Genomic DNA, 26,118 nt, shown 5'->3' on the forward strand with positions numbered 1-26,118 from the left:
GTTCGAGGACGAGGCCCCTTCAGGGCCGAAGCGGGGGTCTGGGGGCGCAGCCCCCAGTGAGGGGACGGGTAGGGGCGGCGGGGGCGAGAAAAGCCTCGCCCACCCCCACGCCGCGCGCCCTCGTAGAATCGCCGAGTGAACGCCCCCGTCCCCCCTCCCGCCGAGACCCTGCGCCACAGCCTCGCCACCCTCCTCGACGGCCTCCCGCCCCGCCAGGCCACCCAGGCCGTCGACCGGCTGATCGCCACCTACCGGGGCGGCGCCACCCCCACCCACACCCCGATCCTCCGCGACCGCGCAGACGTGGCCGCCTACGCCGCCTACCGCATGCCCGCCACCTTCGAGGCGGTCCACGCCGCACTGGAGGCGTTCGCACAGGCCGTCCCGGACTGGACCCCGACCAGCCACACCGACGTCGGCGGCGGAACCGGCGCAGCGACCTGGGCCGTCACAGCCGCCTGGCCCGGCGAGCGCAGCGTCACCGTGCTGGACTGGGCCGAGCCCGCCCTCGCGATCGGCCGGGAGATCGCCGCCGCCAACCCCGCGCTGAAGAACGCCCGTTGGCAGCGAGCCCGCATCGGCACGGCCCTTACCCTGGACCCCACCGACCTCGTCACGGTCTCCTACGTCCTCAACGAACTCACCGCCCCCGACCGCACCACCCTCCTCGACACGGTCGCCTCCGCCGCCCAGTCGGTCGTGATCGTCGAACCCGGCACCCCGGACGGCTACACCCGCGTCATCGAGGCCCGGGACCGCCTCGTCACCGCCGGTTTCCACGTCGCCGCCCCCTGCCCGCACAGCGCCGCCTGCCCCATCGCCCCCGGCACGGACTGGTGCCACTTCTCGGCAAGGGTCAGCCGCTCCTCGCTCCACCGCCAGATCAAGGGCGGCTCCCTCGCCTACGAGGACGAGAAGTTCGCGTACGTCGCCGCCACCCGCCTCCCGGTCACCCCGGCCCCCGCCCGCGTCGTACGCAAACCCCAGATCCGCAAGGGCCAGGTCCTCCTCGACCTGTGCGAAACCGAGCCCGCCCTGCGCCGCACGACTGTCACCAAACGCCACGGCGACCTCTACAAGGCGGCCCGCGACGCGGACTGGGGCGACGCCTGGCCGCCGGCCGAGTGAAGAGGGGCGCGGTCGGTGGCCGGGTGAAGAGGGGCGTGGTCGGTCACGACGACTCGTCGGGCGCCCCCTCTCCCTGTTTCTCCTGGAACTTCCGCAGCAGTTCCCGTTTCTGCGCCGCGGGGTCCGTACCGCCGCCGATCCGGCTGCCCTGACCACCCCCGCGCAGCGCCTTGCGGCCGAGGTTCCGCCGCGCGCCGCCGACTCCGAGCATGTTTCCGCCGCCTCGGGCCATGGTGAGGCTCCTTTCGTCATCCACATCCATCACTCAACGAGACGTATCGTCTCGATCACCCGATCAGGGTCCAGCGAGACGCTCCGTCTTGTCAACCTGATAAATTCAAGCCATGGCAGCCCAGAAGTCCGCGCAGAATTCCCCCGGGAAAATCGATCACCCCGCCCCCAACACCACCCGCCGCAGCGAGAAGTCCCGCCGCGCCATCTACGACGCCGCCCTCGCCCTCGTCGTCGAGGTCGGCTACCCCAGGACGACCATCGAGGGCATCGCCGCCCGCGCCGGCGTCGGCAAGCAGACGATCTACCGCTGGTGGTCGTCGAAGGCCGAGGTGCTGATGGAGGCGTTCCTCGATCTCGGGGAGCAGTCCGTGCGGGACTCGGGCCTTGAGCCGTACGCCATCCCGGACACCGGAGACCTCGCCGCCGACCTGAAGGCCGTACTGCGCGCCACCGTCGACGAGCTGAAGGACCCCCGCTTCGAGGCCCCGTCCCGCGCCCTCGCCGCCGAGGGCGTGGTCAACGAGCAGCTCGGCCGGGAGTTCGTGACCAAGCTCCTCGAACCCTCGCTCCAGCTCTACGTCGACCGGCTGCGCTCGGCGCAGGAGGCCGGGGACGTGCGCCCGGAGATCGACCCGCGCATCGCCCTCGAACTCTTCGTCTCGCCCCTCGCCCAGCGCTGGCTGCAGTACACGGGCCCGATCTCGTACGAGTACACGGACACCCTCGTCGACTACGCCCTGCACGGCCTTGCACCGCGCACCCGGTAGGGCCGTAAGTCTGTAAGTCCGGGCGCACACGGCAAGGGCCGTAAATCCCGCCAAAGCAGCCCATTATCCCTGATCGCAGGGGAGTGCACACCTCGCCCCACCTGGCCCGGTTGTCCGCTACGGCCCCCCGAGGCGCACGATGATGGGACCATAGGGCATGCTGTTCCGCACGACAGCGAGGCGAGGCGATAGATGAGCGCGGAGTTGGGCGGCAGGGCCGGCCTACAGGGCAAACTCACCCAATGGCTGCGCGGACGCCGCCCGAAGGACACCGCCGACGACGGTGGCAGGGAGGCCCTGCTGCTGGCCGCCGCCGCCGTCGGACTGCCCCTCGCGCCCGCCGCGCACCCGGCCGGCTACCGCTGTTCCTGTGATCGGATCGGCTGTCCCACCCCGGCCCGGCACCCGGTGTCCTTCGCCTGGCAGACGCAGTCCACCACCGATCGAGGACAGATCGAGCGGTGGGCCCGGCATCAGCCGCAGGCCAACTTCATCACCGCGACCGGCATGGTGCACGACGTGCTCGACGTGCCGATCGAGGCCGGGCGCGAGGCGCTGGAGCGGCTGCTCGCCTCCGGTATCGAGGTCGGCCCGGTCGCCGAGAGCGACGACGGCCGCATGCTCCTGTTCACCCTCACCCGCGGCACCCCCGAGGACGAGGACGAGTGGTGGCCCTGCGAGCTGGACTGCCACCCCGAGACCATGGACGAGCACCCGGGACTGCGCTGGCACTGCCGCGGGTCCTACGTCCTCGTACCGCCCGCCCAACTGCCCGGCGAGGGCCAGACCGTGCACTGGGTGCGCGGCCTCGAACACCCGCTGCCCGACCCGCTGAGCCTGCTGGAAGTCCTCACCGACGCCTGCTCCCGCTACGTCGGCGAGGAGCCCGACCACGTCTCCGCGGCCTGGCCCCTCCGCCGCTGAGCCGTAGGGCCTGGCGGTGGCGCCGCTACTCGCCCTTCGCCGACGTCAGACCCTGGGTCCGGCCGATGACCTCGACCTTCCCGGAGCCCTTCGGATCCAGCGCCAGTTCGTTGGAGATGATCTCCATCGTGAGCGACTGCTTGATCTCGCCCTTCGTCAGGGCCTCCACGGCCTTGCCGGGCGAGGGGACCGAGGTGCCGGCGTAGGCCGTCCGCTTCTCGTAGTAGCGCGTGGTGAAGAACACCAGCGCGCCGCCGTCCGTGGTGCGCAGCGCCAGCGGGGCGTAGTCGCCGCTGGTGAGCGGCTCGTCGATGAACTGGCTGACCAGGCCCGGCCGCTTGGCGGCCTTCGTCCGGTCGGCACGCCACTCGCTGGTGTGGCGGCCGTCCGCGAAGGCGTTCCCGCCGTCCTTGAGATAGCCCGCGTACTCCTTGCTCAAGTCCACGGGCGGCATGGCCAGTTCGGTCGAGTTCGCGGGGACGGCCTCGGCCCAGCCGTCCTTGTCCGTCTTGAACTTCGGCATGTCGTCGGGGGCCACCAGCGTCAGATACGCCGCCTCCCACGGCTCGTCCAGACCGCCCCGGGTGAACACGAAGATCCAGCGCGCGGTGCCGAACTTGTTGCCGGCCGCGTCGGCCATGAACCAGCGTGGCCAGCCCGCCTTCTTCGGGATCGTGATCTTGACGTCCGACAGCTTCAGCGGAGTGTGCGCCGCGTTGCCGCCGGGGCTGACCGCCTTGCCCGCCGTCAGCCGGGCCCCGTCGATGTCGCCCAGGGCGCCGGTGACGTAGTCGGCGTCGAGGGAGCTGTCGTACGCCTTGTCCGCCTTGTTGTACGCGGAAGTGAACTCTTCGAGCGCCTTGGTGGCCTCCGCCTTGGTGGCCGAGGGGAGGATCTCCCGCTCCCCGTGGACGACCACGCATCCGCTCGCCGTCAACGACAAAGCGGTCAGCGAGGCTGCAATCAGTGCGCTCCGGTCAAGCCTGCGGAGCCTTTGAGGGCCGCGTTCCCTGCTCATCAGGTCCCTTCACCTTCCCCTTCCCGGAGGCGAACCCTACCGGTGCGAGGAACAGCGTGAGTGTCGGGACCAGGTACAGCAGCCACACCGTGACCTGGAGGACGGTCGGATCGGGCTGGAAGTTGAAGATTCCCTTCAGCAGGGTGCCGTACCAACTCGACGGATCGACGGTGTCGCTGATGTCGAACGCCTTGTCGCTCAGGCCCGGCAGCCACCGCGCCTCCTGCAGGTCGTGGAAGCCGTACGCCAGCACGCCCGCCGCCACGACCACCAGCATGCCGCCGGTCCAGGTGAAGAACTTCGCGAGGTTGATGCGCACGGCGCCGCGATAGAACAGCCAGCCCAGGACGATCGCCGTGGCGATGCCGAGGGCGGCGCCGATCATCGGGCGCGGGCTGCCGTCGCCGGCCGCGCGCACCGACGCCCAGACGAACAGGGCCGTCTCCAGACCCTCCCGGCCGACCGCCAGGAACGCGGTCGCGACCAGCGCGCCCGTGCCCATCCGCAGGGCCTCGTCCAGCTTGCCGTGCAGCTCGGCCTTCAGATGCCGGGCGGTGCGCCGCATCCAGAACACCATCCACGTCACCAGGCCCACCGCGAGCAGCGACAGAGAACCGCCGAGCGCCTCCTGCGCCTCGAACGTCAGCTCCTGCGAGCCGAATTCGAGCGCGCAGCCGAAGCCGAGCGCGAGGAGGACCGCGACGCCGATGCCGATCCAGATGGGCTTGAGGGCGTCCCGGCGATCCGTCTTCACCAGGTAGGCGATGAGGATGCAGACGACCAGGCTCGCCTCCAGGCCCTCGCGCAGGCCGATCAGGTAGTTGGAGAACATCAGCCCTCACGCCTCCTTGCCGAACAGGGTGCTGCCCCACCAGTCGTCCTTGTCGCGGACGCCGGGCGGGATCGCGAACAGCGCCGAACCCACGTGCTGGATGTACTCGTTGAGCGAGTCGAGCGCCAGATTGCGCTGGATGCGGATGAACCCGGTGCGCGGGTCCCGCTGGTAGGCCAGGAAGAACAGGCCCGCGTCCAGCCGGCCCAGCCCGTCGGTGCCGTCGGTGAAGGAGTAGCCGCGGCGCAGGATCGTCGCCCCGTGGTTGGAGTCGGGGTGCGCGAGCCGGACGTGCGCGTCGGGCAGCATCGCCTTCAGGAACGGCTCGTCGCGCTCCTTGGCCTTGCCGACCGGGGCGCCCTCGCCCTTGTCCCGGCCGATGATGTCCTCCTGCTCCTGCAGGGAGGTGCGGTCCCAGGTCTCGATGTGCATACGGATGCGGCGGGCGACGAGGTAGGAGCCGCCGTTCAGCCACGCCGGACCGTCCTGCTCGTCCACCCACACGAACTTCTTCAGCCGGTCCGCCTCCGTGCCCGCGATGTTGCGGGTGCCGTCCTTGAACCCCATGAGGTTGCGGGGAGTCTGCTCCTCCGGCGTTGTCGACGAGGTCTTCCCGAAGCCCAGTTGGGACCACTTGATGACGACCTTGCCGAAGCCGATGCGGGCCAGGTTGCGGATGGCGTGCACCGCGACCTGCGGATCGTCCGCGCAGGCCTGGACGCACAGGTCGCCGCCGCTGCGGTTCCGGTCCAGGTTGTCCCCGGCGAACTTCGGCAGCTCGGCGAGGGCTTCGGGGCGGGCGTCCGCGATGCCGAACGCCTCGCCGTACTTCTCGAAGAGCGACGGCCCGAAGCCGATCGTCAGCGTCAGCCGCGACGGCTTCAGCCCCAGCGCCTCACCGGTGTCGTCCGGCGGCGCCTCGGCCAGACCGCCGTACGCACCCTCGCCTACCGCCTGCCCGGCGGTCATCCGGCGTGCGGCTTCCGTCCAGTCCTTCAGCATCCGCACGAACTCGGCGCGGTCGTCGGTCTTCACGTCGAACGCGGCGAAGTGCAGCCGGTCCTGCACCGGCGTGGCGATGCCCGCCTGCCGGTCGCCGTGGAAGTCGATCGCGGCGCCCGCGTCGGCGCCCGCCGGAGCCACGTCGTCGCCGGTGCGGCTCATCGCCACGGCACCGCCGGCCGCGACGGCACCGAGCGCGAGCCCGGCACCACCCCAGCCGATCAGCGCACGCCGGGACGGAGTCGGAGAGATCTCGGTCATGAGGGCGTCCGCCTTACTTCACGACGACGGCGGCGGCGAGCTTGGACAGCGGCTCCGCGAGCGCGTTGACGCCGTCCGACAGCTCCTTGCGGTCGGCCTCGCCGACCTTGTCGTACGAGGTGAAGTCGTACGACGCCTTGTCCGCCCGGTACTTGTCGAGCAGCGTGTTCAGCGCGCCGAACTGCGTGTCGAGCTCGGTGACCAACTCCGGCTCGTTCTCCTTCGCGACCGCCTTCAGCAGCTCGTACGCCTTCTGGGCGCCCTCGACGTTGGCCTTGAAGTCGACCAGGTCGGTGTGCGAGTAGCGCTCCTCCTCGCCGGTGACCTTGCCGGTGGCGACCTCGTCGAGGAGCTCCTTGGCGCCGTTGGCCATGGAGGTCGGGGTGATCTCGGCCTTGCCGACCCGCTTCTGCCAGTCCTTCAGATCGGTGATCAGCTGGTCGGCGAGTTCCGAGTCGCGGTCGGTGAGCTTCTTGTCCTGCCAGAGCGAGCGCTCCAGACGGTGCCAGCCCGTCCAGTCCTTCTCCGGGTCCTGACCCTCCCCCAGGCCGTCCTCGCGGACGTCGACCTTAGGGTCGATGTCGCCGAAGGACTCGGCCACCGGCTCGGTGCGCTCCCAGCCGATGCGGGAGGGGGCGTAGGCCTTCTTCGCGGCCTCGATGTCGCCGTCCTTGACGGCCTTGGCGAACGCCTCAGCCTTCGGCAGTGTCTCGTCGGCCTGCGCCTGCGCGTACTCGCGGTAGGCGGCGACGGCGCTGTCCAGCCGCGGATCCCGCTGGGCGACCGTGCCCTTGCCGGTGGCCTTGACGGTCTGCCGGATGCCGTCGCCCTTCATGCCGGGCTTGCAGGCGATCGTGTAATCGCCCGCCTTCACCTCGGCGGTGACGGTCTGCTTGGTGCCGGGGCCTATGTTTTCGCGCTCGGTGACGATGCGGTCGTCCGGGAAGAGGATGTAGACCTCGGTGACCTTGGACCCCTTGTTCTCGATGGCGAGTTCGACGTGCCCGGCCGGGAACTCCTTCTTCGACACCTCGCACTTGTCGTCGGTCGCGGTCACGTTGACGACCCGGTCGCTGCCCGCCGAACTGCCCTTCTCGGTGCACCCCGTGACGGCGGTCAGGGCCGCCACGGCGGCGAGGGCGGTGGTGACGGGACGTCTGACGGCGCGCATAAGGGCTCCAGAAGGTGAGGCTCGCCTAACGAAGATAAGGATTACCTAAGTGGCCAAAAACGATCCCATAGGGAAGTCAAAGGAACGTCAAAGGTTTGGCGTGGGTCAGCGGAGTGCGTCAGGGGAGTGGTTCAGCGGCGTGGGGTCACCAGCAACTCCCCGGTCCGCGGATGCGCAAGCACCTCCACCGGCTGGTCATACACCTCCGAGAGCAGCCGCTCGGAGAACACCTCGGCGGGCGGCCCGTCGGCCGCGACCCGCCCGGCGCGCAGGATCGCGACCCGGTGCGCGTAGGCCGCCGCGAGCCCCAGGTCGTGGAGTACGACGACCACCGCGTCCCCGGCCCGCGCCCGCTCCCGGCACAGCCGCAGCACCAGCTCCTGATGCCTGAGGTCCAGGGCCGCCGTCGGTTCGTCGAGCAGCAGCAGCGGGGCGCGTTGGGCCAGCACCCGGGCGAGCGCGACCCGGGCCCGCTCACCGCCGCTGAGCGCGGAGAACGGCCGTACGGCGAAGGCGGCCACCTCGGTGACGGCCATGGCCTCGGCGACGGCCGCGTCGTCGTCCTCCATCCCGAGCGCGGCCCAGGGCGCACGGCCCATCCGGACGACCTCCTCGACCGTGAAGGGGAAGGAGAGGGCCGCCGACTGCGGTAGCACGGCGCGACGGAGGGCCAGCTCGGGCGCGGGCCAGTCGGCCGCCGGCCGACCGTGGATCCGTACGCCCCCCTCGGCGGCCGGGAGATCGGCGGCCAGCGCGCTCAACAGGGTCGACTTTCCGGCACCGTTGGGCCCGACGAGGGCGAGCACTTCGCCGGCCCGGACGGTCACGGAGACGCCCGTCAGCACGTCACGGGCACCGAGACGAACGTGCAGCGACTCGGCGGTGGCGAGGATGTCGCCGGGTTCGGCGGGGGAGGGGGGAGTGGGGCGAGGGCGGAGCAGTCTCACGGAGGGGGTCCTTGTCGAGAAGGGGACTGGAGAACCTGAGGGGCGCGGGGCTGTGTTGATTTGCGGCTACCGCCGCGTGGGCGCGACCAGCCCCCACTCACCCGCAGCCGACACACGACCTCCTAGGCCCACCCCCCTTGTCGCCGCCGAGTCCGACGCAACAGCCAGAAGAAGAACGGACTACCAAGAAGCGCGGTCAGAACGCCGAGCGGCAACTCCGCCGGCGCCGCAACGGTCCGCGCAGCGAGATCCGCCGCCAGCAACACCACCGCCCCACCCAACGCACTCCCCGGAATGAGAAACCGATGCCCCGGCCCCGCGGCCATGCGCAGCAGATGAGGCACGACAAGCCCGATGAACCCGATGACCCCGGAAACACTCACCGCGGCCGCCGTCAGCAGCGCGACGACCAGGATCAACGCAACCCGCATCCGCTCCACGTCCACCCCCAGATGCCGCGCGGCCCGGTCGCCCAGCGCGAGCAGGTCCAGGCGACGCGCGTACAGCGGCGCCACCACCAGCCCCACGGCCGCGCACGGCAGGACCGCCGTCACCTTGGGCCAGGTGGACTGGGCGAGGGAGCCGAGCTGCCAGAAGGTGATCTGGTTCACCGCGGCGGTGTCCGCGAGGAAGATGAACAGACCGATGAGCGCCCCGGCGAAGGCGTTGACCGCGATGCCCATGAGGATCAGGGTCACGACCTCCGTACGGCCGCCCGAGCGGGACATCGCGTACACCAGCAGCACGGTGCCGAGCCCGGCGACGAACGCCATCGCGGGCAGGGTCCAGTTGCCGAGGAAGGTCAGCCCGAGCGAGATCGCGGCGACCGCCCCGACCGCCGCGCCCAGGGAGACGCCGATGGTGGCCGGTTCGGCCAGCGGATTGCCGAACACCCCCTGCATCAACGCTCCGGCACACCCCAGCGAGGCCCCGATGAGCAGCGCGAGCACGATCCGCGGGAAGCGGACGTTCCACAGCACCGACTCGGCGACCCGGTCCAACTCGCCGCCGCCCAGCCCGACTTTGTGCGTCACGGACGCGAGCACGTCCCCGACCGGGATCGGATAGGCGCCGATCCCGGCGGCCACCGGGACCAGGACGAGGAGGGCGACGCTCATACCGACGGTCAGCAACCAGGCGGTGGTGTGCCGGCTGCGGGCCGGGGTTTCGGCCACGGCCTCGGGTGCGGCCTTCTCCAGTACGGTCATGCCGAGTCGCCCTTCTTGTACAGCTGCGCCACGACCGACCTCAGTACCTGGTCGGTGCGCGGCCCGTAGCTCAGCAGCGCGCCGTCCTCGATCGAGACGACCCGGCGGTCCGCCCCGGCGGGTGTCTGGGCGACCCCCGGGATCTCCACCAGCCCGTCGACGCCGCCCACGGACTCAAGCCCCTTGGTCATCACGAGAATCGCGTCCGGCGCCGCCTTCACCAGGGCCTCGCTGGTGATGGCGGTGAAGTCCTTCTCCAGCCCCGACTCTGCCGCTGCGTCGACCCCTCCGGCCGCCTCGATGAGGGGAGTGGCGCCGGAGCCCTTGCCGCCGATGAGGTAGACGGAGGCGGAGCCGCGCAGATGGGGGAAGGCGACCCGCGGTCGGTCGTCGCGGGACGGAACTTCCTTGCGTACGGCGGCGATCCGGGCCTGCGACCGCTCGGTCAGCCGCTTCCCCGCCGACGGTACGCCGAGCGCGTCGGCGACGGCCTGGATGCGCGGGCCGACGTCGTCGAGGCCCTGCGCGGGGTCGAGTACGAGGACCGGGATGCCGGCGGCGCGGATCTGGTCGATGGCCTCCGCGGGGCCGGTCGTCTTCTCGGCGAGCACCAGGTCGGGCCTGAGCGACAGCACGCTCTCCGCGGAGACGTCATGGCCCCGGGTGACCACGGGCAGCTTCGCCGCCTGCTCGAAGGTGGCGGTGATGTCGCGGGCGACGACGCGATCGCCGAGCCCGAGCGTGAACACGATCTCGCTGAGGCTGCCGGAGAGGGGGACGAGGCGCTCCGCCTGCTCCACCGTCACATCCGTGCCGTCGGCCGACGGCACGGTGACCGGGAGCTTCGGCGTCGGCGTGCCGCCGAGGGGCTCGACCCGGTTGGCGGTCGCCGCCGCGGCGGTCGTCTTCTTCGCGGGGGCCGCCGCCGTGGAGCCCCCGCAGGCCGTCGCCGTCGTGAGGGCGAGCACCGCCAGCAGTGCGCCCGTCAGTCGTGCGCGCATGGGTCTGGGTCGCACGGTGGGCCGTCCTCTCCGCGCCCGTCTGACGTGCGCTCTTTGGTTGTCGGTTGGTTGTCGGCCTGGTCTCGGTCCGGTGGTCGTCAACCGTGGCCGCTTCCCTGCCTACCGCCGGAACCAGTCGTACCTTAGGTTAGCCTTACCTTGCCTGGATGGAGTCGGTTCGAGACTGGCGGGATCTTGTCCATGCCTCGGAGGTCAACCATGTCCCCCGGGGGGGGCGGACCGTGCAGGGCGGCCGGCTCGACTGGGGCCTCAAGTCCTCCTTCCAGAGCTACGTCACCGGGCCCATCGCGAAGGGGAGTTACTCGCTGACGAGCGGCGCGGCCACCGTCGGCACGGGCAGCTTCCGCTTCCACTCGGCGACGGGGACGTACGACGGCGACACCGGCGCCTTCGCCGCGTCCTTCTCCGGCGGGGTCCACTTCGTCGGCCACAAGACGGACGCCGGCACCTACCAGCTCGACCTCACCATCAGTCACCCCACCGTGCGCGCCTCGGGCTCCACCGGAACGCTCCACGTGGACGTCACCAGCAAGGCGAAGGGCACCGGGACGGTCACGACGTCCTCACAGGTGCCCTTCGCCTCCCTCTCCCTCGGCGGGATCGACATGCGGGGCGGCGGGAGCGCGGTGGTCCTGAACAACCTGCCCGCCACGCTCACCGCCGAGGGCGCGAAGTCCTTCGCCGGGTACTGCACCGCCGGCACCGAACTCGGCCCGGTGGACCTGTCGGTGGCCCTGACGGCGGACGCGGAACTGCCGGGCGACGGGGGGCACGACGGGCGGCTCGTTCGGGGGTACGACAGGCGGCTCCTCCGGCACGACGGGTTCGACCACCGGCGGCACGGGCTCGGCGACGGGCGGGGTCACGGGTGGCCTGGCCGGCACGGGTTCGGACGTACCGGTGGCTGCGCTGGGGACGGCGGCCGCGGTGACGGTGGCGGCCGGGGCGGGTGTGGTGTTCGCGATGCGCAGGCGGCGTACGGAGGCGTAAGACTGTCCCGATGAACAGGGGGTACAGGGAACTTCTGGGGCCGGGACGGCTGGTACTGAACATACGGGGCTGTCCCGGCCCACCGACGTTGCGCTTCGAGACGGCGGAGCAGGGGCTGCTGCTGAGGCAGGGGGAACGGCCGTTGCTGCTCGGCCGTACGCAGGACAAGGGTTGCTGCAAGGACCTGGCGATGCACCGCCTCGACGGCTTCCGCTCACCCCTCCCGCATCTGCGCTCCGACGCGATGCGCGAGGGGACCGACTGGACGCACCAGTACGCGCGTTGGCTGGAGGAGACAGCAGACGGCCCCCTGCACGACGGTCGCTGGCACATCACCCGGCGAGCGTCATTCGCACCGGGCATCTGGACCGAGGACTTCGTCCGGGACTGGCCGGGCGGGAGCCTGGAGCTGTACTGCGGGGGCGGCTGGCACGGAGTCCTGCCCCTGCGCAGCCTCTCCCCGCCCGACGCCCCGCGAGTGAAGGCGTACCGCAAGCACGCCCGGGACGGCACGCTCGCGCCCGTGCTCCTGTGGTGGGTGACGTTCCTCGACGGGTGGCTGATCCTGGACGGCCACGACCGCGCCATGGCCGCGCTGGCGGAGGGGGCGGAGCCGGTGTGCGTGGAGCTCAAGCCAGTGGCGGACGAGGAGCGCTGGCGGGCGACGGCCGACGAGATCACGACGGCGCACGGGCAGCACATGGCGCGTCTGGACTCCTGCGCGCCCCATCCGAACCTCATGCATCAACGAGCCGCACTGGAACGTGGCTACGCCGACGTCATCGCATCCCTTCCGTACGACACCGCACACACTGCCTCCTGGGCCCTCCCCGGCGGAGCCGCCGCCTGGGACGACCTCGCCGCCCGCGCGATGTTTCAATTCCCCCGTGACTGACTACGACGTCCTCCGCGTCTTCTGCGGCCCCAAGGGCGGATACGGCAACGAACTCGGCGTCGTCCGCGAGGGCTCCGTCATGCCCGAGCGGGCGGACCGGCAGGCGTTCGCCGGGAAGCTCGGCTTCAGTGAGACCGTTTTCGTGGACGACCCCGAGCGCGGGGTCATCGACATCTACACGCCCTCCCTGCGACTCCCCTTCGCCGGATACCCCTGCGTCGGCACGGCCTGGCTCCTCGACGTGCCCGAGCTGGTGACGCCCGCCGGCGTGGTGGGCACGCGGCTGGACGGGGAGTTCAGCTGGATCGAGGCGCGGGCGGAGTGGGCCCCGCCGCGCACCCTGCGCCAGTACGCGACGGCCGCCGAGGTCGACGACCTGGAGGTGCCGCCACCCGGTGAATGGCTGTACGCCTGGGCCTGGGAGGACGAGGCCGCCGGACGTGTCCGGGTCCGCGGCTTCCCCGGCCGCGGTGACGGCATCGACGAGGACGAGGCGACCGGCGCCGCGGCCATCCAGCTCACCCACCAGCTGGGCCGGGCGCTCAACATCACCCAGGGCGCCGGCTCCCAGCTGCTCACCGCACCCCAGCCCGGCGACTGGGTCGAACTCGGCGGCCGGGTGGTCCTGGAGCGCTGAGAGCCTCCGAACGGACTCTGAGCCTCAGGCGCTCAGCGGAAATTCCTCGCCCAACGCCCTGAACACCGCGGTGTTCAGGGCGAACGCCTTCTTGCACTCCGCCACGATCCGCTGCTTCTCCAGATCGTCCACCCGGACCGCGTCCAGCAGTTCGCGGTAACCCCGCTTGAAGGCGGCCGGGTTGGAGATCTCCTCGAAGACATAGAAGCGGACGCCGTCGCCCTTGCGCGCGAAGCCCCACGTCTTCTCCGCCTTGTCGCGGATGATCTGGCCGCCGGAGAGGTCGCCGAGGTAGCGGGTGTAGTGGTGGGCGATGTAGCCGGCCGGCCAGTCGCCGGCGCACTCCCGTACCCGGTCCGCATAGGCCTGGGTGGCGGGCAGGGCGGACAGGCCTGAGCGCCAGTTCGAACCCCGCAGATGTGCAAGGTCCCGCTCCAGCGACGCCAGCCGGAACAGCTCCGGCTGGATGAACGGACCCGCCGCCGGGTCCGACGCCAGCCGCTCGGTGCCGGTCTCCAGCGCCTCGTACACGAACCACAGCTGCTCGGTGTAGCGCGCGTACGCGTCGACGCCGAGCCGTCCGCCGAGCAGGTCGCTCATGAACGTCGAGGTCTCGGCCTCCACGTGCTGTTCATGGGACGCGGTGCGGATGAGTGTCGAGAAGGACTCCATAGGGCACATCCTCTAAGGTAAGGCTTACCTAAGTCAATAGCTTGCCGACACCCTGTCGGTAAAAGGGTACAAGAGAAAGCCCGCCCTGGCAGGGCGGGCTTTTCAATCGGTGTGACCGATGGTCGGTGGTCGGTGGTCGGTGGTCAGGGGAGCGTCAGGATCTCCGTCCCCGTCTCCGTCACCACCAGCGTGTGCTCGAACTGAGCCGTCCGCCTCCGGTCCTTCGTGACGACCGTCCAGTTGTCGTCCCACATGTCGTACTCGTGCGTCCCGAGCGTCAGCATCGGCTCGATCGTGAAGGTCATGCCGGGCTGGATGACCGTCGTCGCGTGCGGGCTGTCGTAGTGCGGGATGATCAGGCCCGAGTGGAACGACGAGTTGATGCCGTGACCGGTGAAGTCGCGGACCACCCCGTAGCCGAAGCGCTTGGCGTACGACTCGATCACCCGGCCGATGACGTTGATCTGGCGGCCCGGCTTGACCGCCTTGATCGCACGCGCCAACGACTCCCGCGTCCGCTCCACCAGCAGGCGGCTCTCCTCGTCGACGTCGCCCACCAGGTACGTCGCGTTGTTGTCGCCGTGCACTCCGCCGATGTACGCCGTCACATCGAGGTTGATGATGTCGCCGTCGCGCAGCACCGTGGAGTCCGGGATGCCGTGGCAGATCACCTCGTTGACGCTGGTGCACAGCGACTTGGGGAAGCCGCGGTAGCCGAGCGTCGAGGGGTAGGCGCCGTGGTCGCACATGTAGTCGTGCGCCACCTTGTCCAGCTCGTCCGTCGTCACGCCGGGCGCGATCAGCTTCGCCGCCTCGGCCATCGCCCGCGCGGCGATACGGCCGGCGACACGCATCGCCTCGACGGTTTCCGGGGTCTGCACCTCCGGACCGGTGTACGGCGTCGGCGCGGGCTTGCCGACGTACTCGGGGCGGCGGATGTTTCCGGGCACGGAACGGGTGGGGGACAGGTCCCCTGGGACGAGCAGCGACTGGCCAGACATGCAGGCGAGTCTAACCAGCGGGCATGGGGGAACATGTCGGTGGTGAGAGGAGCCGGTCATGGCCTTGTTCAAGAAGCGCACGGTCGGGAAGCCCGGGGAGTGGTACTACTGCCTCGTGCACAAGAAGGTCGAGGAGGGGCCGGAGTGCCCGGCCAAGGACCGTTTCGGGCCGTACGCCACCCGCCAGGAGGCCCAGCAGGCGATGGACCTCGCCCGGGAGCGCAACCTGGAGTGGGAGAACGACCCCAGGTGGCACGACGCCCCGACGGGCCCGGCGGACGACAACTGATCAACTCTCCGTAGCCGTCGGCACCGGTGTGGCTGCCGCCGCCCGCTGCTCCCGCAGCCGTACCGCGTGCTGGTTCGTGCGCGCGTCGTACGACATCAGCTTCGGCAGGCACAGCGTCAGCAGCCCCACCGCGCCCACGCACAGCAGCCCGCCCGACCAGATCGACGTCCGCACGCCCCTCCAGGCGGCCATCCCGCCCACATAGGTCTGGCCGAGCTGCGGGCCGACCGAGTACGACAGCAGCTCGATCCCGGCGAGCCGGCCGCGTAGCTCGTCCGGGATCGTCTGGTTCCACATCACCCCGCGGAAGATGCCGCTCACCATGTCGGCGGCGCCGCCGAGGGTCAGGAACAGCAGCACCAGCCATACGTCGCGTGAGACGCCGGCGGCCGCGATCGCCGCGCCCCACAGTGCCGCCGACAGGACGACCAGGCGACCGTGCCGGTGCACCCGTGACGTCCAGCCGCTGGTCAGGCTCACCAGCATCGCGCCGGCCGGGATGGCCGAGTACATCAGGCCGAGGGACCAGGGGGCGTTCAACTCGTCGGCGAGGAACGGCAGTACGGCGAGCGGCATCGCGAACAGCATCGCCGCGATGTCGATGACGTAGGTGCCGAGGAGTTCCTTGCGGCTCCAGGCGTAGCGGGCGCCCTCGGCGATGGCCTTGAGGGACGGCTTCGCGGCGGCGTGGGAGGCGGGGGAGGGGGCGATACCGAGCGCGAGGAGGACCGAGGCCACGAACGTCAGGAGGTCGGCGCCGTACGCCCAGCCGAGCCCCGCGTACGCGACGACCACGCCGGCCAGGGCCGGGCCCGCCACGCCGCCGACCTGCCAGCGCAGCGCGTTGAGGGAGGCGGCGGCCGGGAGGTGCTCGTGGGCCACGATCCGGGGCCACAGGGCGTCCAGGGCGGGGCGCTGGACCGAGACGAGCGCGGAGGACAGGGCGGCGACGGCGTACAGCGGCCAGACGGCGGGGCTCGGCATGAGCGCGTTGACCAGCAGCGCCGCGCTCAGCACCGCCTGCCCGGCCTCCGTCCACAGGATCAGCTTCCGCTTGTCGAGCGCGTCGGCGAGCGCGCCCCCGTACAGCCCGAACGCGATCAACGGCACCAGTTCCACGGCCCCGATCGCCCCGACCGCCGCCGCGGACCCGGTGAGTTCCTTGATCTGCACGGGCAGCGCGACGAAGGTCAGAAAGCTGCCGAAGGAGGAGATCAGCCCGGCCAGCCACAGCTTCCGGAAGTCGGCGGAGGCCCGCCAGGGAGTGAGGTCGGGGAGTACGGAGGCCACGAGGGGCCATGCTCGGGTGGTGCGGTGCCGTAGGCAACCGGTTTTGCGGCGAGGAGGGGTGGGCCGGTCACCAGCGTGCGGGCGGCGGTGCCGTCAGCGACTCCGCCAGGCGGGACAGACGGTCGCGGAAGCGTCGGCGCCCCCTCCCGGAGGGCACCGCGTTCTCGCCGGCCGCCGCGCTCACCAGGTGCTGCACGGTGTCCAGGTCCAGCTCGGAACCCTCGGGCACGGCCAGCGTCTCGTGTGCCATGGCCGTCAGGTCCCCCTCGTCGGCGCCGAGCGCCAGCACGGTCGCCCCGGCCCGTCGGGCGTCGTGCACCCGTTCCAGCAGTGGCGCCCCGGTCCCTCCTCCTGGCGACACCACCAGCAGCGTCTCCCCGCGCCGCGCCGCCGCCAACCGCCCGAGGCCGACCGCCAGATGCGCCGGATCCGAGGCGCGCGCGTCATGCCGTACGAGAGTCGGGGCCAGCTCCGGCGTCCCCGACCACGCGGCCTCGTCCACCAGATGGGCCGCCAGATGCCACGGCTCGTACTCCGGCGTGCCGACCAGCAGCAGCCCGCCGCCGTGCGCCACCGCCGACGCCCGCAGCGCGCCCGCGAAGCGCCGCGTCTGACCCAGCCACTCGGTCCCGGCGAGCACTTCGCGCAGCAACGCGACACGTACGGCGTCCATGCGCCCGCATCCTGCCGCAACCGACCACTTGTGACCCGGAGTTCACCACGAATTCGCCCGGCATGGGGAGGCACAGGGCCCGGTGGTCATGTGGAGGAGTACGAACCGATGTCCGAGACCAGCATTCCCTTCCGCGCGGGCCAGGGGGGATATGCCTCCTTCCGTATCCCGGCGGTCGTCGTCAGCCATGAGGGCACGCTGCTCGCCTTTTGTGAGGGGCGGGTCGAGTCCGCCGCCGACCACGGGCAGATCGACATCGTGCTGAAGCGGTCGACGGACGGCGGCCGCACCTGGGGCCCTCTCCGTGTGGCCGCCGACAACAACTGGCACCTCGCCGGCAACCCCGCCCCCGTCGTCCTCGACACCGGCCGCATCCTGCTCGTCTACATCCGTAACCACGCCACCGCCACCGAGGCCGCCATCCTGCGCGGCGAGGTGAGCGACGCCGACGGCCGCCGGATCTGGGTGCGGTACAGCGACGACGACGGGGTCACCTGGTCCAGCTCGAGGGAGATCACCGCGCAGGTGAAGCGGGCGGGGTGGCGGTGGTACGCCACCACGCCGGGGCACGCGATCCAGCTGAGCACCGGCCGGGTCGTCGTCCCCGCCAACCACACGATCCCGCCCACCGGCGACGACATCGGCACGGAGGCCAGGTACAACAGCGGCCACTGTCTGCTCAGCGACGACCGGGGCGCCACCTGGCGCATCGGCTACGTCGACGAGAACACCGACGGCTACATCAACGTCAACGAGTCCACCGCCGCCGAACTCCCGGACGGCCGCGTCTACTTCAACACCCGCAACGACTCCCCGTCCCCGGGCAACCGCGCCGACGCGTACTCCGCGGACGGCGGCCAGACGCTGGTCAAGCCCTTCCGCCCGCAGGCCGGTCTCGTCGCCCCCATCTGCGAGGGCAGCGTGCTCCAGCTCCGCGACCCCGACGTCCTGCTCTTCTCCGGCCCCGCCGACCCCACCGCCGCCCGCGCCCTGATGACGATCCGTGCCTCCACCGACGGCGGCGTCACCTGGCGGCCCGCCTACACGGCGGACGGGCTGCCCGCCGCGTACTCGGATCTCGTACGGATCGACGCCGACACGGTCGGACTCCTCTACGAGACCGGCGACTTCGGCCCCTACGAGAACATCACCTTCCGGCGGGTGCCCGTGAGCAGCCTCACCTGAGCCGACGGGGCGGGCGGGGCGGACGTAAAGTCGGCCCATGACCTCTACCGACAGTGCACAGCAGCCCACCGACGCCCCCGCCAAGGCCCCGGCCAAGGACCCCTGGGATCTCCCTGACGTCTCCGGGCTCGTCGTCGGCGTGCTCGGCGGGACCGGGCCGCAGGGCAAGGGCCTCGCCTACCGGCTCGCCCGGGCCGGCCAGAAGGTGATCATCGGCTCGCGGGCCGCCGAGCGTGCCCAGGCCGCCGCCGACGAGCTCGGGCACGGTGTCGAGGGCGCCGACAACGCCGAGTGCGCGCGGCGCAGCGACATCGTGATCGTCGCCGTGCCGTGGGAGGGGCACGGCAAGACGCTGGAGTCCCTGCGCGAGGAGCTGGCCGGCAAGCTGGTCGTCGACTGCGTCAACCCGCTCGGCTTCGACAAGAAGGGCGCCTACGCGCTCAAGCCGGAGGAGGGCAGCGCCGCCGAGCAGGCCGCCGTCCTGCTGCCGGACTCGCGGGTGACGGCCGCCTTCCACCATCTGTCGGCGGTGCTGCTGCAGGACCCGGAGATCGCCGAGATCGACACCGATGTGATGGTCCTCGGCGAGGAGCGGGCGGACGTCGAGATCGTCCAGGCGCTGGCCGGCCGTATCCCGGGCATGCGCGGCATCTTCTCGGGGCGGCTGCGCAACGCCCACCAGGTGGAGTCGCTGGTCGCGAACCTGATCTCGGTGAACCGGCGGTACAAGGCACACGCGGGGCTCCGCGTCACGGACGTCTGAGGCGATGGGGGACACTGGTCGGGTAGCAGTGTCCCCCGAAGGAGCCGACCGACATGCCCCGCCTTGGTGTCTATGCCCTGATCGTCTGTGTGCTGGCCGTGGCCGCGGCCGTGGTCTCCTTCGTGCAGGGCAGCTGGCTCGGCATCGTGTGGGTGCTGCTGGCGGGGCTGTCGTCGAACATGACCTGGTACTACGTCAAGACCGGCAGGGACGCCCGGCGGGACTCCGTCACCGGCTGATCGAGGCACGAGTCGATCGAGGTCATGAGCCGACCGTGCAGAACTCGTTCGTGTCCCGCCAGAAGCGGAACAGGTCGTAGCCGCAGTACGTCTCCAGGTCGCTGATCCCGAGGCCGCGCAGCGCGGCGTCGACCATGTCGAAGAACGCGCCGTTGATCGACGGCACCCACAGCAGCGCGAACACGAACAGCAGGCCGAACGGGGCGAACGGCTCCACCTGCCGCTTGATGCTCTGCGACAGCCAGGGCTCGATGACGCCGTAGCCGTCCAGACCCGGGACCGGCAGGAAGTTCAGGATCGCGGCCGTCACCTGGAGCAGGGCGAGGAAGGCGAGCGCGAAGCGGAAGTGCGCCGGGACACCGTCCAGCGCGTCCAGCCAGAACGGCGCGGTGCACACCACGGCGAAGAGGACGTTGGTCAGCGGGCCCGCCGCCGAGATCAGACTGTGCCGCCAGCGGCCCCGGATCCGGCCGCGCTCGATGAAGACGGCACCGCCGGGAAGTCCGATACCGCCCATGATCACGAAGACGACCGGCAGCACGATGCTGAGCAGCGCGTGGGTGTACTTCAGCGGGTTGAGCGTGAGATAGCCCTTCGCACCGACCGAGATGTCACCGCTGTGCAGGGCGGTACGCGCGTGTGCGTACTCGTGCAGACACAGGGACACGATCCAGGCGGCGGTCACGAACAGGAACACGGCCAGCCCGGGCTGCTCGGCGAACCCGGTCCAGGTGGCCCAGCCGGTCACCGCCGTGACGGCCAGGATGCCCACGAAGACGGGGCTGATCCGCCGGTCGCTCCGGCGGGTGAGGGCGGTGGTCATGGGGCTCCCTGGACTCTCGTGCATGGGCGGGGACCGCTTGGGGACTGCCCGACCGTACCGGGCGTACGGGGAAAACGTCTCGCGGTGGGACGTTGGTTCCGGGGAGGGTGGGGGCATGGGGCTTTGGCATGTGTTCTACGCGGACTGGCAGATGGGGTGCTGCGGTACGCCGTTCAAGGTGGGCGACGAGGTGAGCTGGCCGCTGCTCCTGAGCGACGCCGACGGCGAACTGGGCGGCGGCTGGCACGACCAGCTCACCAGGATCGCCGGTGCGGTGGAGGACCTGCCGGGGGACGAGGGCGCGGTGCGGGTCCTGCGGGAGGAGAGCGGGCTCGTGGTCGCGCTGCACGAGGATCCGGTCGACGTCGTCGCCGAGGAGGAGCTGGGTGAGGTGCGGCCGGGGGACCGGCTCCGACACGTCGGCCTCCTCACGGCCGAGTTCCACGGGGACCCCGACCTGCCCGAGACACGGGGCCGGGTGCGGGCGATCCAGGTGCTGCGGCAGGGCTGGGCCGAGACGGCGCCGGGTTCGCACACGCGCGAGCCGGTCGCCGGGGATCGGTCGCTGCGGTCGGTGTGGGAGTGCCCGAAGTGGTTCGCGGACGCCGACGCGGGCGTGATCGTGACCCTGGAGGTACCGGGCACGGACTCCTGGCTGTCCCACGCGGTGCGCGAGGCCCGGGGCATCCCGCACACGACACCGGGCAGGGACGTGACCGGCCTGCCGCCGGCCGCCCTCGCGGAGCTGCTGGAGACCCTGAGCACCGTCCGCGAACCGGACTGAGAGTCGCCGTACACCCCTCGCGCGCCGCGCCACACAACCCTGTGACTGTCCCCGACCCGACCAGAGACAATGGACCCCGTGCGCTATCGCATCCTCGGCACCACCCAGGCTCTCCGCCCCGACGGCACCCCTGTTCCCGTGGGCGGTGCGCGGCTGCGTGCCCTGCTGACCGTGCTGGCGTTGCGGGGCGGCCGTACCGTGGCCGCGACTCTGCTGGTCGACGAGGTGTGGGACGGCGATCCGCCCGCCGACGCGCCGGGCGCGCTGCAGGCGCTCGTCGGCCGGCTGCGGCGGGCGCTCGGCGCGGACGCGGTGCTCTCGACCGAGGGCGGGTACCGTCTCGCCGCCGCGCCCGACGACATCGACCTGCACCGCTTCGAGCGCCTCGCCGGCGAGGGCACGCGCGCGCTGGCCGACGGTGACCCCGCCAAGGCCGTCGTCGTCCTCGACGACGCCCTCGCCCTGTGGCACGGCCCCGCCCTCGCCGACCTCCCCGACCGCGTAGCCGACGCGGCCCGCCAGGAAACCCTGCGCCTCGACGCCCTGCGCGCCCGCCACACCGCCGCCCTGGCCCTCGGCCACGCCGAGCAGTCCCTGCCCGAGCTGACCGCCCTGTGCGACACCCACCCCCTCGACGAGCCCCTCCAGTCCCTGCGCCTGCGCGCCCTGCGCGACGCGGGCCGCACGGCTGAGGCGCTGGCCGCCTACGAGGACGTACGACGACTCCTGGCGGACCGGCTGGGTTCCGACCCGGGGCCCGAACTGCGGGCGCTGCACGGGGAGTTGCTCCGGCCCGGGGCGGGTGCGGGCACGTCCCGCAGGGCGACCGACCCCGCCGTTCCCCCCGCCGTTCCCTCCGCCACCGGCCTCGCCCCTCGCACGACCCCCGCCGCCGACCTGCCCGGCACCCTTCACCCCACAGACCCCGCCCCCCTCCGACCCGCCGGCAACCTCCGGGCCCGTCTCACCTCCTTCGTCGGCCGGGAAGCGGACATCGATGCCATCCGCGGCGACCTGGCCACCGCCCGCCTGGTGACCCTGCTGGGCCCCGGCGGCGCCGGTAAGACACGGCTTTCGCAGGAGGCCGCCGAGCGGGTGCGGGGCGCCGCCCCGGACGGGGTGTGGCTGGCCGAGCTCGCGCCGGTCGACGATCCGCAGGCCGTGCCGGAGGCCGTGCTCACCGCCGTCGGCGCCCGGGAGACCGTGCTGTACGGCGCCGGGGCCGAGGCCATGCGGGCCGGGTCGGACCGGCACGACGACCCCGTCGAGCGGCTCGCCGAGCACTGCGGCAGGCGCCGGATGCTGCTGATCCTCGACAACTGCGAGCACGTCGTCGAGGCCGCCGCCCGCCTCGTGGAGGAGCTGCTGGAGCGTTGCCCGGCGCTGACGGTGCTGGCCACGAGCCGTGAACCCCTCGGCGTACCGGGCGAGTTGCTGCGCCCGGTCGACCCGCTGCCCGAGCCGGTCGCGCTGCGGCTGCTCGCCGACCGGGGAGCCGCCGCCAGGCCGGGGTTCCGGATCGACGACGACCCCGCGGCGAGCGCCGAGATCTGCCGGCGCCTCGACGGCCTGCCCCTCGCCATCGAACTCGCGGCCGCCCGGCTCCGCATGCTGACGCCACGCCAGATCGCCGACCGGCTCGACGACCGCTTCTGCCTGCTCACCTCCGGCAGCCGTACCGTCCTGCCCCGCCAGCAGACCCTGCGCGCGGTCGTCGACTGGTCCTGGGAGCTGCTGGACGAGGACGAACGGGACGTGCTGCGCGGGCTGTCCGTGTTCGCCGGCGGCTGCGATCTCGCCGCCGCCGAGGCCGTGTGCGGATCCGGCGCGCTTCAGGCGCTCGGCTCGCTCGTCGACAAGTCCCTCGTGGTGGCGGCCCCTTCGGGGGACGGCGAGATGCGCTACCGGCTGCTGGAGACCGTCGCCGAGTACGCCGCCGAACGGCTCGACGAGACCGGCCGGCGGGCGGAGGCCGAACGCGCGCATCTGACGTACTACCGCGAACTCGCCCGCACCACCGAACCGTTGCTGCGCGGCTCCCGCCAACGCGCCGCCATCCAGCGGCTGGAGCGCGAGAGCGAGAACATCCGCGCCGCCCTGCACCACGCCGTCGCCGTACGCGACGAGCAGGAGGCGATGTGCCTGGTGCTGTCGATGGCCTGGCACTGGCAGATGCGCGACCAGCGCATCCTCGCCCGCAACTGGTGCCGGGAGGTCCAGGACCTGGGCCCCGACCCCTTCGCCGAGCCCGTCCGGCCCGCCGTCCCGCTGTGGGAGCGCTGCACGGCGACCCCGCCGCCCTGGACCGGCGAGCTGCTCGCGGAGGCCCGGCGGGGTGTCCACCTGGTCCATCTGGCCTGCATGGACACGGAGTTGGACCGCTGGCAGACCCCCGAGGGCGGGCGGAAGCTGCGCGCCATCGCCCAGACGTACCGGCCCGGACTCCCGCAGGGCTGCCGGTTCCCCGGCTCCCTCTGGTTCTACGCCGTCCTGCTCACCGGCGACCTGGCACGGGTGCGGACGATCATCGATTCCGCCGTCGACACCTGCCGGGGTGTGCCCGGATACGAGTGGGACCTGGCCGCCAGTCTGCAGATGCGGGCCAACCTGCTCGCCAACCGCACCGAGTGGGAGGGCGACGCGACCGCCGACGCCGACGAGGCGCTGGCGATCTACCGCCGCCTCGGCGATCTCTGGGGCACCGCGGAGGCGCTCGCCGCACGAGCCGAGGGGCATGAGCGTCGGGGCGACTACCGCGAGGCCGCCGTCGACTACGAGGCGGCGATCGAACGTGCCGAAGGTCTCGGCGCCCGCGCTCAGGTGGGCGTGCTCGCCGCCCGGCTCGGCAGCGTCCTCATCGAGTCGGGCGAGGCCGAGCGGGGCGAGAGCCTGCTGCGCGAGGTCGTCGACCAGGCGAGCGGCCCGAACGACCATTCGATGCCGTTCGCCCGGCTGGTCCTGGCCGGCTGGCTCAGTCTGACCGGTCGGATCCCCGAGGCGCGCCGGCAGATCCGGCTGCTGCGCGAGCAGTTCAGGATCGCCCACTTCATCATCTTCGACGCCTTCATCCTCGGTATGGAGGCCTGGCTGGACGCGGCCGACGGCCGCTACCAGGAGTCCCTGGAGACGATCAAGATCGCCCTGGACCGTGCCGAGGACCCGCTGTCCGAGGCCATCGCCCCGCAGATGCGCTCCGCGTATCTCACCACCGCCGCGTTCGCCCTTGCCCGGGTCGACGGCGGCGGCCGGGCCCGCGACGCAGCCCGCTGTCTCGGTGCCGCCGACGCGCTGTCGCCGAGCCGGCACGTCTCGTCGCTCCAGGAGCGTGAGGTGTACGACCGGGCGGTGGAGCGCTCGCGCCAGTTGCTCGGCGACGCGGCGTACCAGGCGGCGTACGCGGAGGGCGGCGGCCTCTCCTCCCGGGAGGCCGCCGCCCTCGTGTGACCCGCCGTCGGAGAACGTCAGCTCTTCGTGCGGAACTTGTGGATCGCGACCGGCGCCATCACCGCCGTGATCGCCACCGACCAGCCGAGCGTCACCCACAGGTCGTGCGCGACGGGCCCGCCCACCATCAACCCGCGCGCGGCGTCCGCGAGCGTGGACAGCGGGTTGTAGTCGGTGAAGCCCTGCAGCCAGCCCGGCATCGAGGTCGTCGGCGCGAAGATCGACGAGCCGAACTGGAGCGGGAACAGCACCAGGAAGCCCATGGCCTGCACGGACTGCGCGTTCTTCAGGATCACGCCCAGGGTGAGGAACACCCACATGATCGACGAGGCGAACGCCGTGGACAGGGCCACGGTCGCGAACAGCCCGGGCCAGCTGTTGATCTCGAACCCGACCGCGACGGCGACGACCATCAGCACGGCGGTCGCGAACAGCATCCGCAGCAGCTCGACGGAGATCTTCGCGAAGAGCACCGAGCCCCGCCCGATCGGCAGGGACCGGAACCGGTCCATGACACCGGAGTTGAAGTCCTGGCTGAACCCGGTGCCGACACCCTGCGAGAGCGTCATGCTCATCATCGCGATCATGCCCGGGATGACGTACTGCACATACTGGTCCTGCCCGCCGCCCAGCGCCTGCCCGATCGAGCCGCCGAAGACGAACACGAACAGCAGCGTGAAGATGACCGGCATCAACAGCGCGTCGGCCATCGACTCCGGGTCCTGGCGGATCCACAGCAGATTGCGGCGGACGAGGGCGCCCGTGTGCCGCAGATGCCCGCGCAGCGAAATGCGGGCGTCGTCGGTTGCGGCGACGGGGGTCGCGGCTGCGGTGGTGGTGGCGCTCATACGGCGACCTCCTCGCGGTCGTCGGTGGGCACGGCGTCCTGCGGGGCACTGGCACGGTGGCCGGTGAGGGACAGGAACACCTCGTCCAGGCTGGGCAGTTCGGTGCTGATGGAGGCGAGCGTGACGCCGCGCGCGGTAATCGCGCCGACGATCGCGGTGAGCTGCTCGTCGCTGAGGATCGGGACGAGCAGGGTGCCGGTCTCGGTGTCCACGGTGGTGGTGGCGAGCCCGGTGATGCCGAGCTCGTCCAGGTATCCGGCGAGGGGCCGCAGCTGCAGGGCATCGGTCGGCCGGACGCGCAGGGTCCGCCCGCCGACCTTGGCCTTGAGCTCCTCGATCTCGCCGCCCGCGATGACCTTGCCCCGGTCGACGACCGTCAGCTCGGAGGCGAGCTGCTCGGCCTCCTCCATGTACTGGGTGGTCAGCAGCACCGTCACCCCGTCCCCGACCATGGCCTTGACCTCGGCCCACACCTCGTTGCGGGTGCGGGGGTCGAGACCCGTGGTCGGCTCGTCGAGGAACAGCACCGAGGGCCGCCCGATCATGGAGGCGGCCAGGTCGAGCCGGCGCCGCATACCGCCGGAGTAGGTGCTGGCCGGCCGCTTGGCCGCCTCGGTCAGCGAGAACCGCTCCAGCAGCTCGTCGGCACGCGCGCGTGCGTCCTTGCGGGGCAGGTCCAGCAGCCGTCCGATGAGGTACAGGTTCTCCCACCCGGGGAGCTTCTCGTCGACCGAGGCGTACTGCCCGGTCAGCCCGATCACCCTGCGCAGCTGCCGGGGCTGGCGTACGACGTCGTAGCCGGCGACGGTGGCCTGCCCCGCGTCCGGCGCCAGCAGCGTGGACAGGATCCGCACGAGGGTGGTCTTCCCGGCGCCGTTCGGCCCGAGCACGCCCATGACGGTGCCCTCCCGCACCGTGAGATCAACACCGTCCAGAGCCTTGGTCTCGCCGTAGTGCTTGACCAACCCCCGCACGGACACGGCGCTGCTCACGCCGTCGGGGTTCATGTCGATTCGCGTCATGTCGACGACGGTCTCAGGGACCACCGACAAACGACCGACAGATCACCGA

Annotated in this window: 26 protein-coding genes and 1 pseudogene; 12 read left to right on the forward strand and 15 right to left on the reverse strand. The window is 71.6% G+C overall.

Annotated features, from left to right (window positions below; translation table 11 throughout):
• The first annotated feature begins 135 nt into the window (after positions 1 to 135).
• Entirely contained in the window at positions 136 to 1,128 is a 993-nt protein-coding gene (locus tag BLU79_RS24385) for a small ribosomal subunit Rsm22 family protein (RefSeq protein WP_093907996.1), read from the forward strand.
• A gap of 43 nt (positions 1,129 to 1,171) precedes the next feature.
• On the opposite strand, the gene BLU79_RS24390 is transcribed toward BLU79_RS24385, so the two are convergent.
• Positions 1,172 to 1,360 (reverse strand): DUF6243 family protein, encoded by a 189-nt coding sequence (locus tag BLU79_RS24390; protein WP_093907997.1) that lies wholly within the window; start codon positions 1,358 to 1,360, stop codon positions 1,172 to 1,174.
• 112 nt (positions 1,361 to 1,472) lie between these two features.
• On the opposite strand from BLU79_RS24390, the gene BLU79_RS24395 reads away from it, so the two are divergent.
• Positions 1,473 to 2,129, forward strand: coding sequence for a TetR/AcrR family transcriptional regulator (locus BLU79_RS24395; RefSeq protein WP_093907998.1), 657 nt, complete (start codon positions 1,473 to 1,475; stop codon positions 2,127 to 2,129).
• Between the two features lie 192 nt (positions 2,130 to 2,321).
• Positions 2,322 to 3,053, forward strand: a complete 732-nt coding sequence (locus tag BLU79_RS24400) for a bifunctional DNA primase/polymerase (RefSeq protein WP_093907999.1) — start codon at positions 2,322 to 2,324, stop codon at positions 3,051 to 3,053.
• Between the two features lie 25 nt (positions 3,054 to 3,078).
• On the opposite strand, the gene BLU79_RS24405 is transcribed toward BLU79_RS24400, so the two are convergent.
• The 7 genes from BLU79_RS24405 to BLU79_RS24435 form a co-directional block, all read right to left on the reverse strand.
• Positions 3,079 to 4,071: an SCO2278 family lipoprotein gene (locus BLU79_RS24405; RefSeq protein WP_093908000.1), complete on the reverse strand. Its 993-nt coding sequence runs from the start codon at positions 4,069 to 4,071 to the stop codon at positions 3,079 to 3,081.
• On the reverse strand, positions 4,031 to 4,903 hold the full coding sequence (efeU, locus tag BLU79_RS24410; RefSeq protein ID WP_093908001.1) for an iron uptake transporter permease EfeU: 873 nt from the start codon (positions 4,901 to 4,903) through the stop codon (positions 4,031 to 4,033). The genes BLU79_RS24405 and efeU overlap by 41 nt, the downstream gene beginning before the upstream one ends.
• 6 nt (positions 4,904 to 4,909) lie before the next feature.
• Positions 4,910 to 6,166: an iron uptake transporter deferrochelatase/peroxidase subunit gene (efeB, locus tag BLU79_RS24415; protein ID WP_093908002.1), complete on the reverse strand. Its 1,257-nt coding sequence runs from the start codon at positions 6,164 to 6,166 to the stop codon at positions 4,910 to 4,912.
• A 13-nt stretch (positions 6,167 to 6,179) separates the two neighbouring features.
• Entirely contained in the window at positions 6,180 to 7,337 is a 1,158-nt protein-coding gene (efeO, locus tag BLU79_RS24420) for an iron uptake system protein EfeO (protein ID WP_093908003.1), read from the reverse strand.
• A gap of 131 nt (positions 7,338 to 7,468) precedes the next feature.
• A complete protein-coding gene (locus tag BLU79_RS24425) occupies positions 7,469 to 8,284 on the reverse strand; it encodes a heme ABC transporter ATP-binding protein (protein ID WP_093908004.1) in 816 nt (271 codons plus the stop codon).
• A 122-nt stretch (positions 8,285 to 8,406) separates the two neighbouring features.
• Positions 8,407 to 9,492 carry a FecCD family ABC transporter permease gene (locus BLU79_RS24430; protein ID WP_093908005.1) on the reverse strand — a complete coding sequence of 362 codons (1,086 nt, stop codon included), beginning with the start codon at positions 9,490 to 9,492 and terminating at the stop codon, positions 8,407 to 8,409.
• The gene (locus BLU79_RS24435) at positions 9,489 to 10,493 is read right to left on the reverse strand and encodes a heme/hemin ABC transporter substrate-binding protein (RefSeq protein WP_093908006.1); all 1,005 of its coding nucleotides are present in this window, start codon (positions 10,491 to 10,493) and stop codon (positions 9,489 to 9,491) included. Before BLU79_RS24435 ends, BLU79_RS24430 begins: the two co-directional genes overlap by 4 nt.
• A gap of 236 nt (positions 10,494 to 10,729) precedes the next feature.
• Between BLU79_RS24435 and BLU79_RS24440 the strand changes: the two are divergent.
• The 3 genes and pseudogenes from BLU79_RS24440 to BLU79_RS24450 all read left to right on the forward strand — a co-directional run.
• Positions 10,730 to 11,272 (forward strand): annotated as a pseudogene (locus tag BLU79_RS24440) (HtaA domain-containing protein); the annotation flags it as partial.
• A gap of 242 nt (positions 11,273 to 11,514) precedes the next feature.
• Positions 11,515 to 12,399: a hypothetical protein gene (locus BLU79_RS24445; protein ID WP_093908007.1), complete on the forward strand. Its 885-nt coding sequence runs from the start codon at positions 11,515 to 11,517 to the stop codon at positions 12,397 to 12,399.
• Positions 12,392 to 13,036, forward strand: a complete 645-nt coding sequence (locus tag BLU79_RS24450) for a PhzF family phenazine biosynthesis protein (protein ID WP_093908008.1) — start codon at positions 12,392 to 12,394, stop codon at positions 13,034 to 13,036. Before BLU79_RS24445 ends, BLU79_RS24450 begins: the two co-directional genes overlap by 8 nt.
• Positions 13,037 to 13,060: 24 nt before the next feature.
• Here BLU79_RS24450 and BLU79_RS24455 read toward each other — a convergent pair whose 3' ends face one another.
• Together BLU79_RS24455 and map are read right to left on the reverse strand one after the other, a co-directional pair.
• Positions 13,061 to 13,708 carry a biliverdin-producing heme oxygenase gene (locus BLU79_RS24455; protein ID WP_093908009.1) on the reverse strand — a complete coding sequence of 216 codons (648 nt, stop codon included), beginning with the start codon at positions 13,706 to 13,708 and terminating at the stop codon, positions 13,061 to 13,063.
• 143 nt (positions 13,709 to 13,851) lie between these two features.
• Positions 13,852 to 14,709: a type I methionyl aminopeptidase gene (gene map / locus BLU79_RS24460; protein WP_093908010.1), complete on the reverse strand. Its 858-nt coding sequence runs from the start codon at positions 14,707 to 14,709 to the stop codon at positions 13,852 to 13,854.
• Between the two features lie 58 nt (positions 14,710 to 14,767).
• On the opposite strand from map, the gene BLU79_RS24465 reads away from it, so the two are divergent.
• Entirely contained in the window at positions 14,768 to 14,998 is a 231-nt protein-coding gene (locus BLU79_RS24465) for a hypothetical protein (RefSeq protein WP_093908011.1), read from the forward strand.
• On the opposite strand, the gene BLU79_RS24470 is transcribed toward BLU79_RS24465, so the two are convergent.
• Together BLU79_RS24470 and BLU79_RS24475 are read right to left on the reverse strand one after the other, a co-directional pair.
• Entirely contained in the window at positions 14,999 to 16,288 is a 1,290-nt protein-coding gene (locus BLU79_RS24470; protein WP_093908012.1) for an MFS transporter, read from the reverse strand.
• 67 nt (positions 16,289 to 16,355) lie between these two features.
• Positions 16,356 to 16,961: a hypothetical protein gene (locus BLU79_RS24475; protein WP_093908013.1), complete on the reverse strand. Its 606-nt coding sequence runs from the start codon at positions 16,959 to 16,961 to the stop codon at positions 16,356 to 16,358.
• 108 nt (positions 16,962 to 17,069) lie between these two features.
• On the opposite strand from BLU79_RS24475, the gene BLU79_RS24480 reads away from it, so the two are divergent.
• From BLU79_RS24480 to BLU79_RS24490, 3 genes are read left to right on the forward strand one after another with little or no spacing between them, the layout of a single operon-like run.
• Positions 17,070 to 18,146, forward strand: coding sequence for a sialidase family protein (locus BLU79_RS24480; RefSeq protein WP_093908141.1), 1,077 nt, complete (start codon positions 17,070 to 17,072; stop codon positions 18,144 to 18,146).
• A 37-nt stretch (positions 18,147 to 18,183) separates the two neighbouring features.
• Positions 18,184 to 18,909 carry an NADPH-dependent F420 reductase gene (gene npdG, locus BLU79_RS24485; RefSeq protein ID WP_093908014.1) on the forward strand — a complete coding sequence of 242 codons (726 nt, stop codon included), beginning with the start codon at positions 18,184 to 18,186 and terminating at the stop codon, positions 18,907 to 18,909.
• Positions 18,910 to 18,962: 53 nt separating this feature from the next.
• Positions 18,963 to 19,148, forward strand: a complete 186-nt coding sequence (locus BLU79_RS24490) for a hypothetical protein (protein ID WP_093908015.1) — start codon at positions 18,963 to 18,965, stop codon at positions 19,146 to 19,148.
• Positions 19,149 to 19,170: 22 nt separating this feature from the next.
• On the opposite strand, the gene BLU79_RS24495 is transcribed toward BLU79_RS24490, so the two are convergent.
• Positions 19,171 to 19,971, reverse strand: coding sequence for a site-2 protease family protein (locus BLU79_RS24495; RefSeq protein ID WP_093908016.1), 801 nt, complete (start codon positions 19,969 to 19,971; stop codon positions 19,171 to 19,173).
• A 115-nt stretch (positions 19,972 to 20,086) separates the two neighbouring features.
• On the opposite strand from BLU79_RS24495, the gene BLU79_RS24500 reads away from it, so the two are divergent.
• Both BLU79_RS24500 and BLU79_RS24505 read left to right on the forward strand, forming a co-directional pair.
• Entirely contained in the window at positions 20,087 to 20,755 is a 669-nt protein-coding gene (locus BLU79_RS24500; protein ID WP_093908017.1) for a DUF6578 domain-containing protein, read from the forward strand.
• A 69-nt stretch (positions 20,756 to 20,824) separates the two neighbouring features.
• Positions 20,825 to 24,199 (forward strand): AfsR/SARP family transcriptional regulator, encoded by a 3,375-nt coding sequence (locus BLU79_RS24505; RefSeq protein WP_093908018.1) that lies wholly within the window; start codon positions 20,825 to 20,827, stop codon positions 24,197 to 24,199.
• Between the two features lie 17 nt (positions 24,200 to 24,216).
• On the opposite strand, the gene BLU79_RS24510 is transcribed toward BLU79_RS24505, so the two are convergent.
• Together BLU79_RS24510 and BLU79_RS24515 are read right to left on the reverse strand one after the other, a co-directional pair.
• The gene (locus BLU79_RS24510; protein ID WP_093908019.1) at positions 24,217 to 25,047 is read right to left on the reverse strand and encodes an ABC transporter permease; all 831 of its coding nucleotides are present in this window, start codon (positions 25,045 to 25,047) and stop codon (positions 24,217 to 24,219) included.
• Complete coding sequence (locus BLU79_RS24515; RefSeq protein WP_177001159.1) at positions 25,044 to 26,069, reverse strand: ATP-binding cassette domain-containing protein; 1,026 nt, start codon at positions 26,067 to 26,069, stop codon at positions 25,044 to 25,046. Before BLU79_RS24515 ends, BLU79_RS24510 begins: the two co-directional genes overlap by 4 nt.
• Positions 26,070 to 26,118 lie beyond the last annotated feature (49 nt).

The sequence above is a fragment of the Streptomyces sp. cf386 genome (assembly GCF_900103585.1).
In the GTDB taxonomy this organism is placed as follows: domain Bacteria; phylum Actinomycetota; class Actinomycetes; order Streptomycetales; family Streptomycetaceae; genus Streptomyces.

Excerpts from the sequence above, each read along its gene's own strand:
- BLU79_RS24390 (WP_093907997.1), bottom strand. The coding sequence starts at position 1,360 with ATGGCCCGAGGCGGCGGAAACATGCTCGGAGTCGGCGGCGCGCGGCGG.
- BLU79_RS24395 (WP_093907998.1), top strand. The coding sequence starts at position 1,473 with ATGGCAGCCCAGAAGTCCGCGCAGAATTCCCCCGGGAAAATCGATCAC.
- BLU79_RS24400 (WP_093907999.1), top strand. The coding sequence starts at position 2,322 with ATGAGCGCGGAGTTGGGCGGCAGGGCCGGCCTACAGGGCAAACTCACC.
- BLU79_RS24405 (WP_093908000.1), bottom strand. The coding sequence starts at position 4,071 with ATGAGCAGGGAACGCGGCCCTCAAAGGCTCCGCAGGCTTGACCGGAGC.
- efeU (WP_093908001.1), bottom strand. The coding sequence starts at position 4,903 with ATGTTCTCCAACTACCTGATCGGCCTGCGCGAGGGCCTGGAGGCGAGC.
- efeB (WP_093908002.1), bottom strand. The coding sequence starts at position 6,166 with ATGACCGAGATCTCTCCGACTCCGTCCCGGCGTGCGCTGATCGGCTGG.
- efeO (WP_093908003.1), bottom strand. The coding sequence starts at position 7,337 with ATGCGCGCCGTCAGACGTCCCGTCACCACCGCCCTCGCCGCCGTGGCG.
- BLU79_RS24430 (WP_093908005.1), bottom strand. The coding sequence starts at position 9,492 with ATGACCGTACTGGAGAAGGCCGCACCCGAGGCCGTGGCCGAAACCCCG.
- BLU79_RS24435 (WP_093908006.1), bottom strand. The coding sequence starts at position 10,493 with ATGCGCGCACGACTGACGGGCGCACTGCTGGCGGTGCTCGCCCTCACG.
- BLU79_RS24445 (WP_093908007.1), top strand. The coding sequence starts at position 11,515 with ATGAACAGGGGGTACAGGGAACTTCTGGGGCCGGGACGGCTGGTACTG.
- BLU79_RS24455 (WP_093908009.1), bottom strand. The coding sequence starts at position 13,708 with ATGGAGTCCTTCTCGACACTCATCCGCACCGCGTCCCATGAACAGCAC.
- map (WP_093908010.1), bottom strand. The coding sequence starts at position 14,709 with ATGTCTGGCCAGTCGCTGCTCGTCCCAGGGGACCTGTCCCCCACCCGT.
- BLU79_RS24465 (WP_093908011.1), top strand. The coding sequence starts at position 14,768 with ATGGCCTTGTTCAAGAAGCGCACGGTCGGGAAGCCCGGGGAGTGGTAC.
- BLU79_RS24475 (WP_093908013.1), bottom strand. The coding sequence starts at position 16,961 with ATGGACGCCGTACGTGTCGCGTTGCTGCGCGAAGTGCTCGCCGGGACC.
- BLU79_RS24480 (WP_093908141.1), top strand. The coding sequence starts at position 17,070 with ATGTCCGAGACCAGCATTCCCTTCCGCGCGGGCCAGGGGGGATATGCC.
- npdG (WP_093908014.1), top strand. The coding sequence starts at position 18,184 with ATGACCTCTACCGACAGTGCACAGCAGCCCACCGACGCCCCCGCCAAG.
- BLU79_RS24490 (WP_093908015.1), top strand. The coding sequence starts at position 18,963 with ATGCCCCGCCTTGGTGTCTATGCCCTGATCGTCTGTGTGCTGGCCGTG.
- BLU79_RS24495 (WP_093908016.1), bottom strand. The coding sequence starts at position 19,971 with ATGACCACCGCCCTCACCCGCCGGAGCGACCGGCGGATCAGCCCCGTC.
- BLU79_RS24500 (WP_093908017.1), top strand. The coding sequence starts at position 20,087 with ATGGGGCTTTGGCATGTGTTCTACGCGGACTGGCAGATGGGGTGCTGC.
- BLU79_RS24505 (WP_093908018.1), top strand. The coding sequence starts at position 20,825 with ATGGACCCCGTGCGCTATCGCATCCTCGGCACCACCCAGGCTCTCCGC.
- BLU79_RS24510 (WP_093908019.1), bottom strand. The coding sequence starts at position 25,047 with ATGAGCGCCACCACCACCGCAGCCGCGACCCCCGTCGCCGCAACCGAC.
- BLU79_RS24515 (WP_177001159.1), bottom strand. The coding sequence starts at position 26,069 with ATGACGCGAATCGACATGAACCCCGACGGCGTGAGCAGCGCCGTGTCC.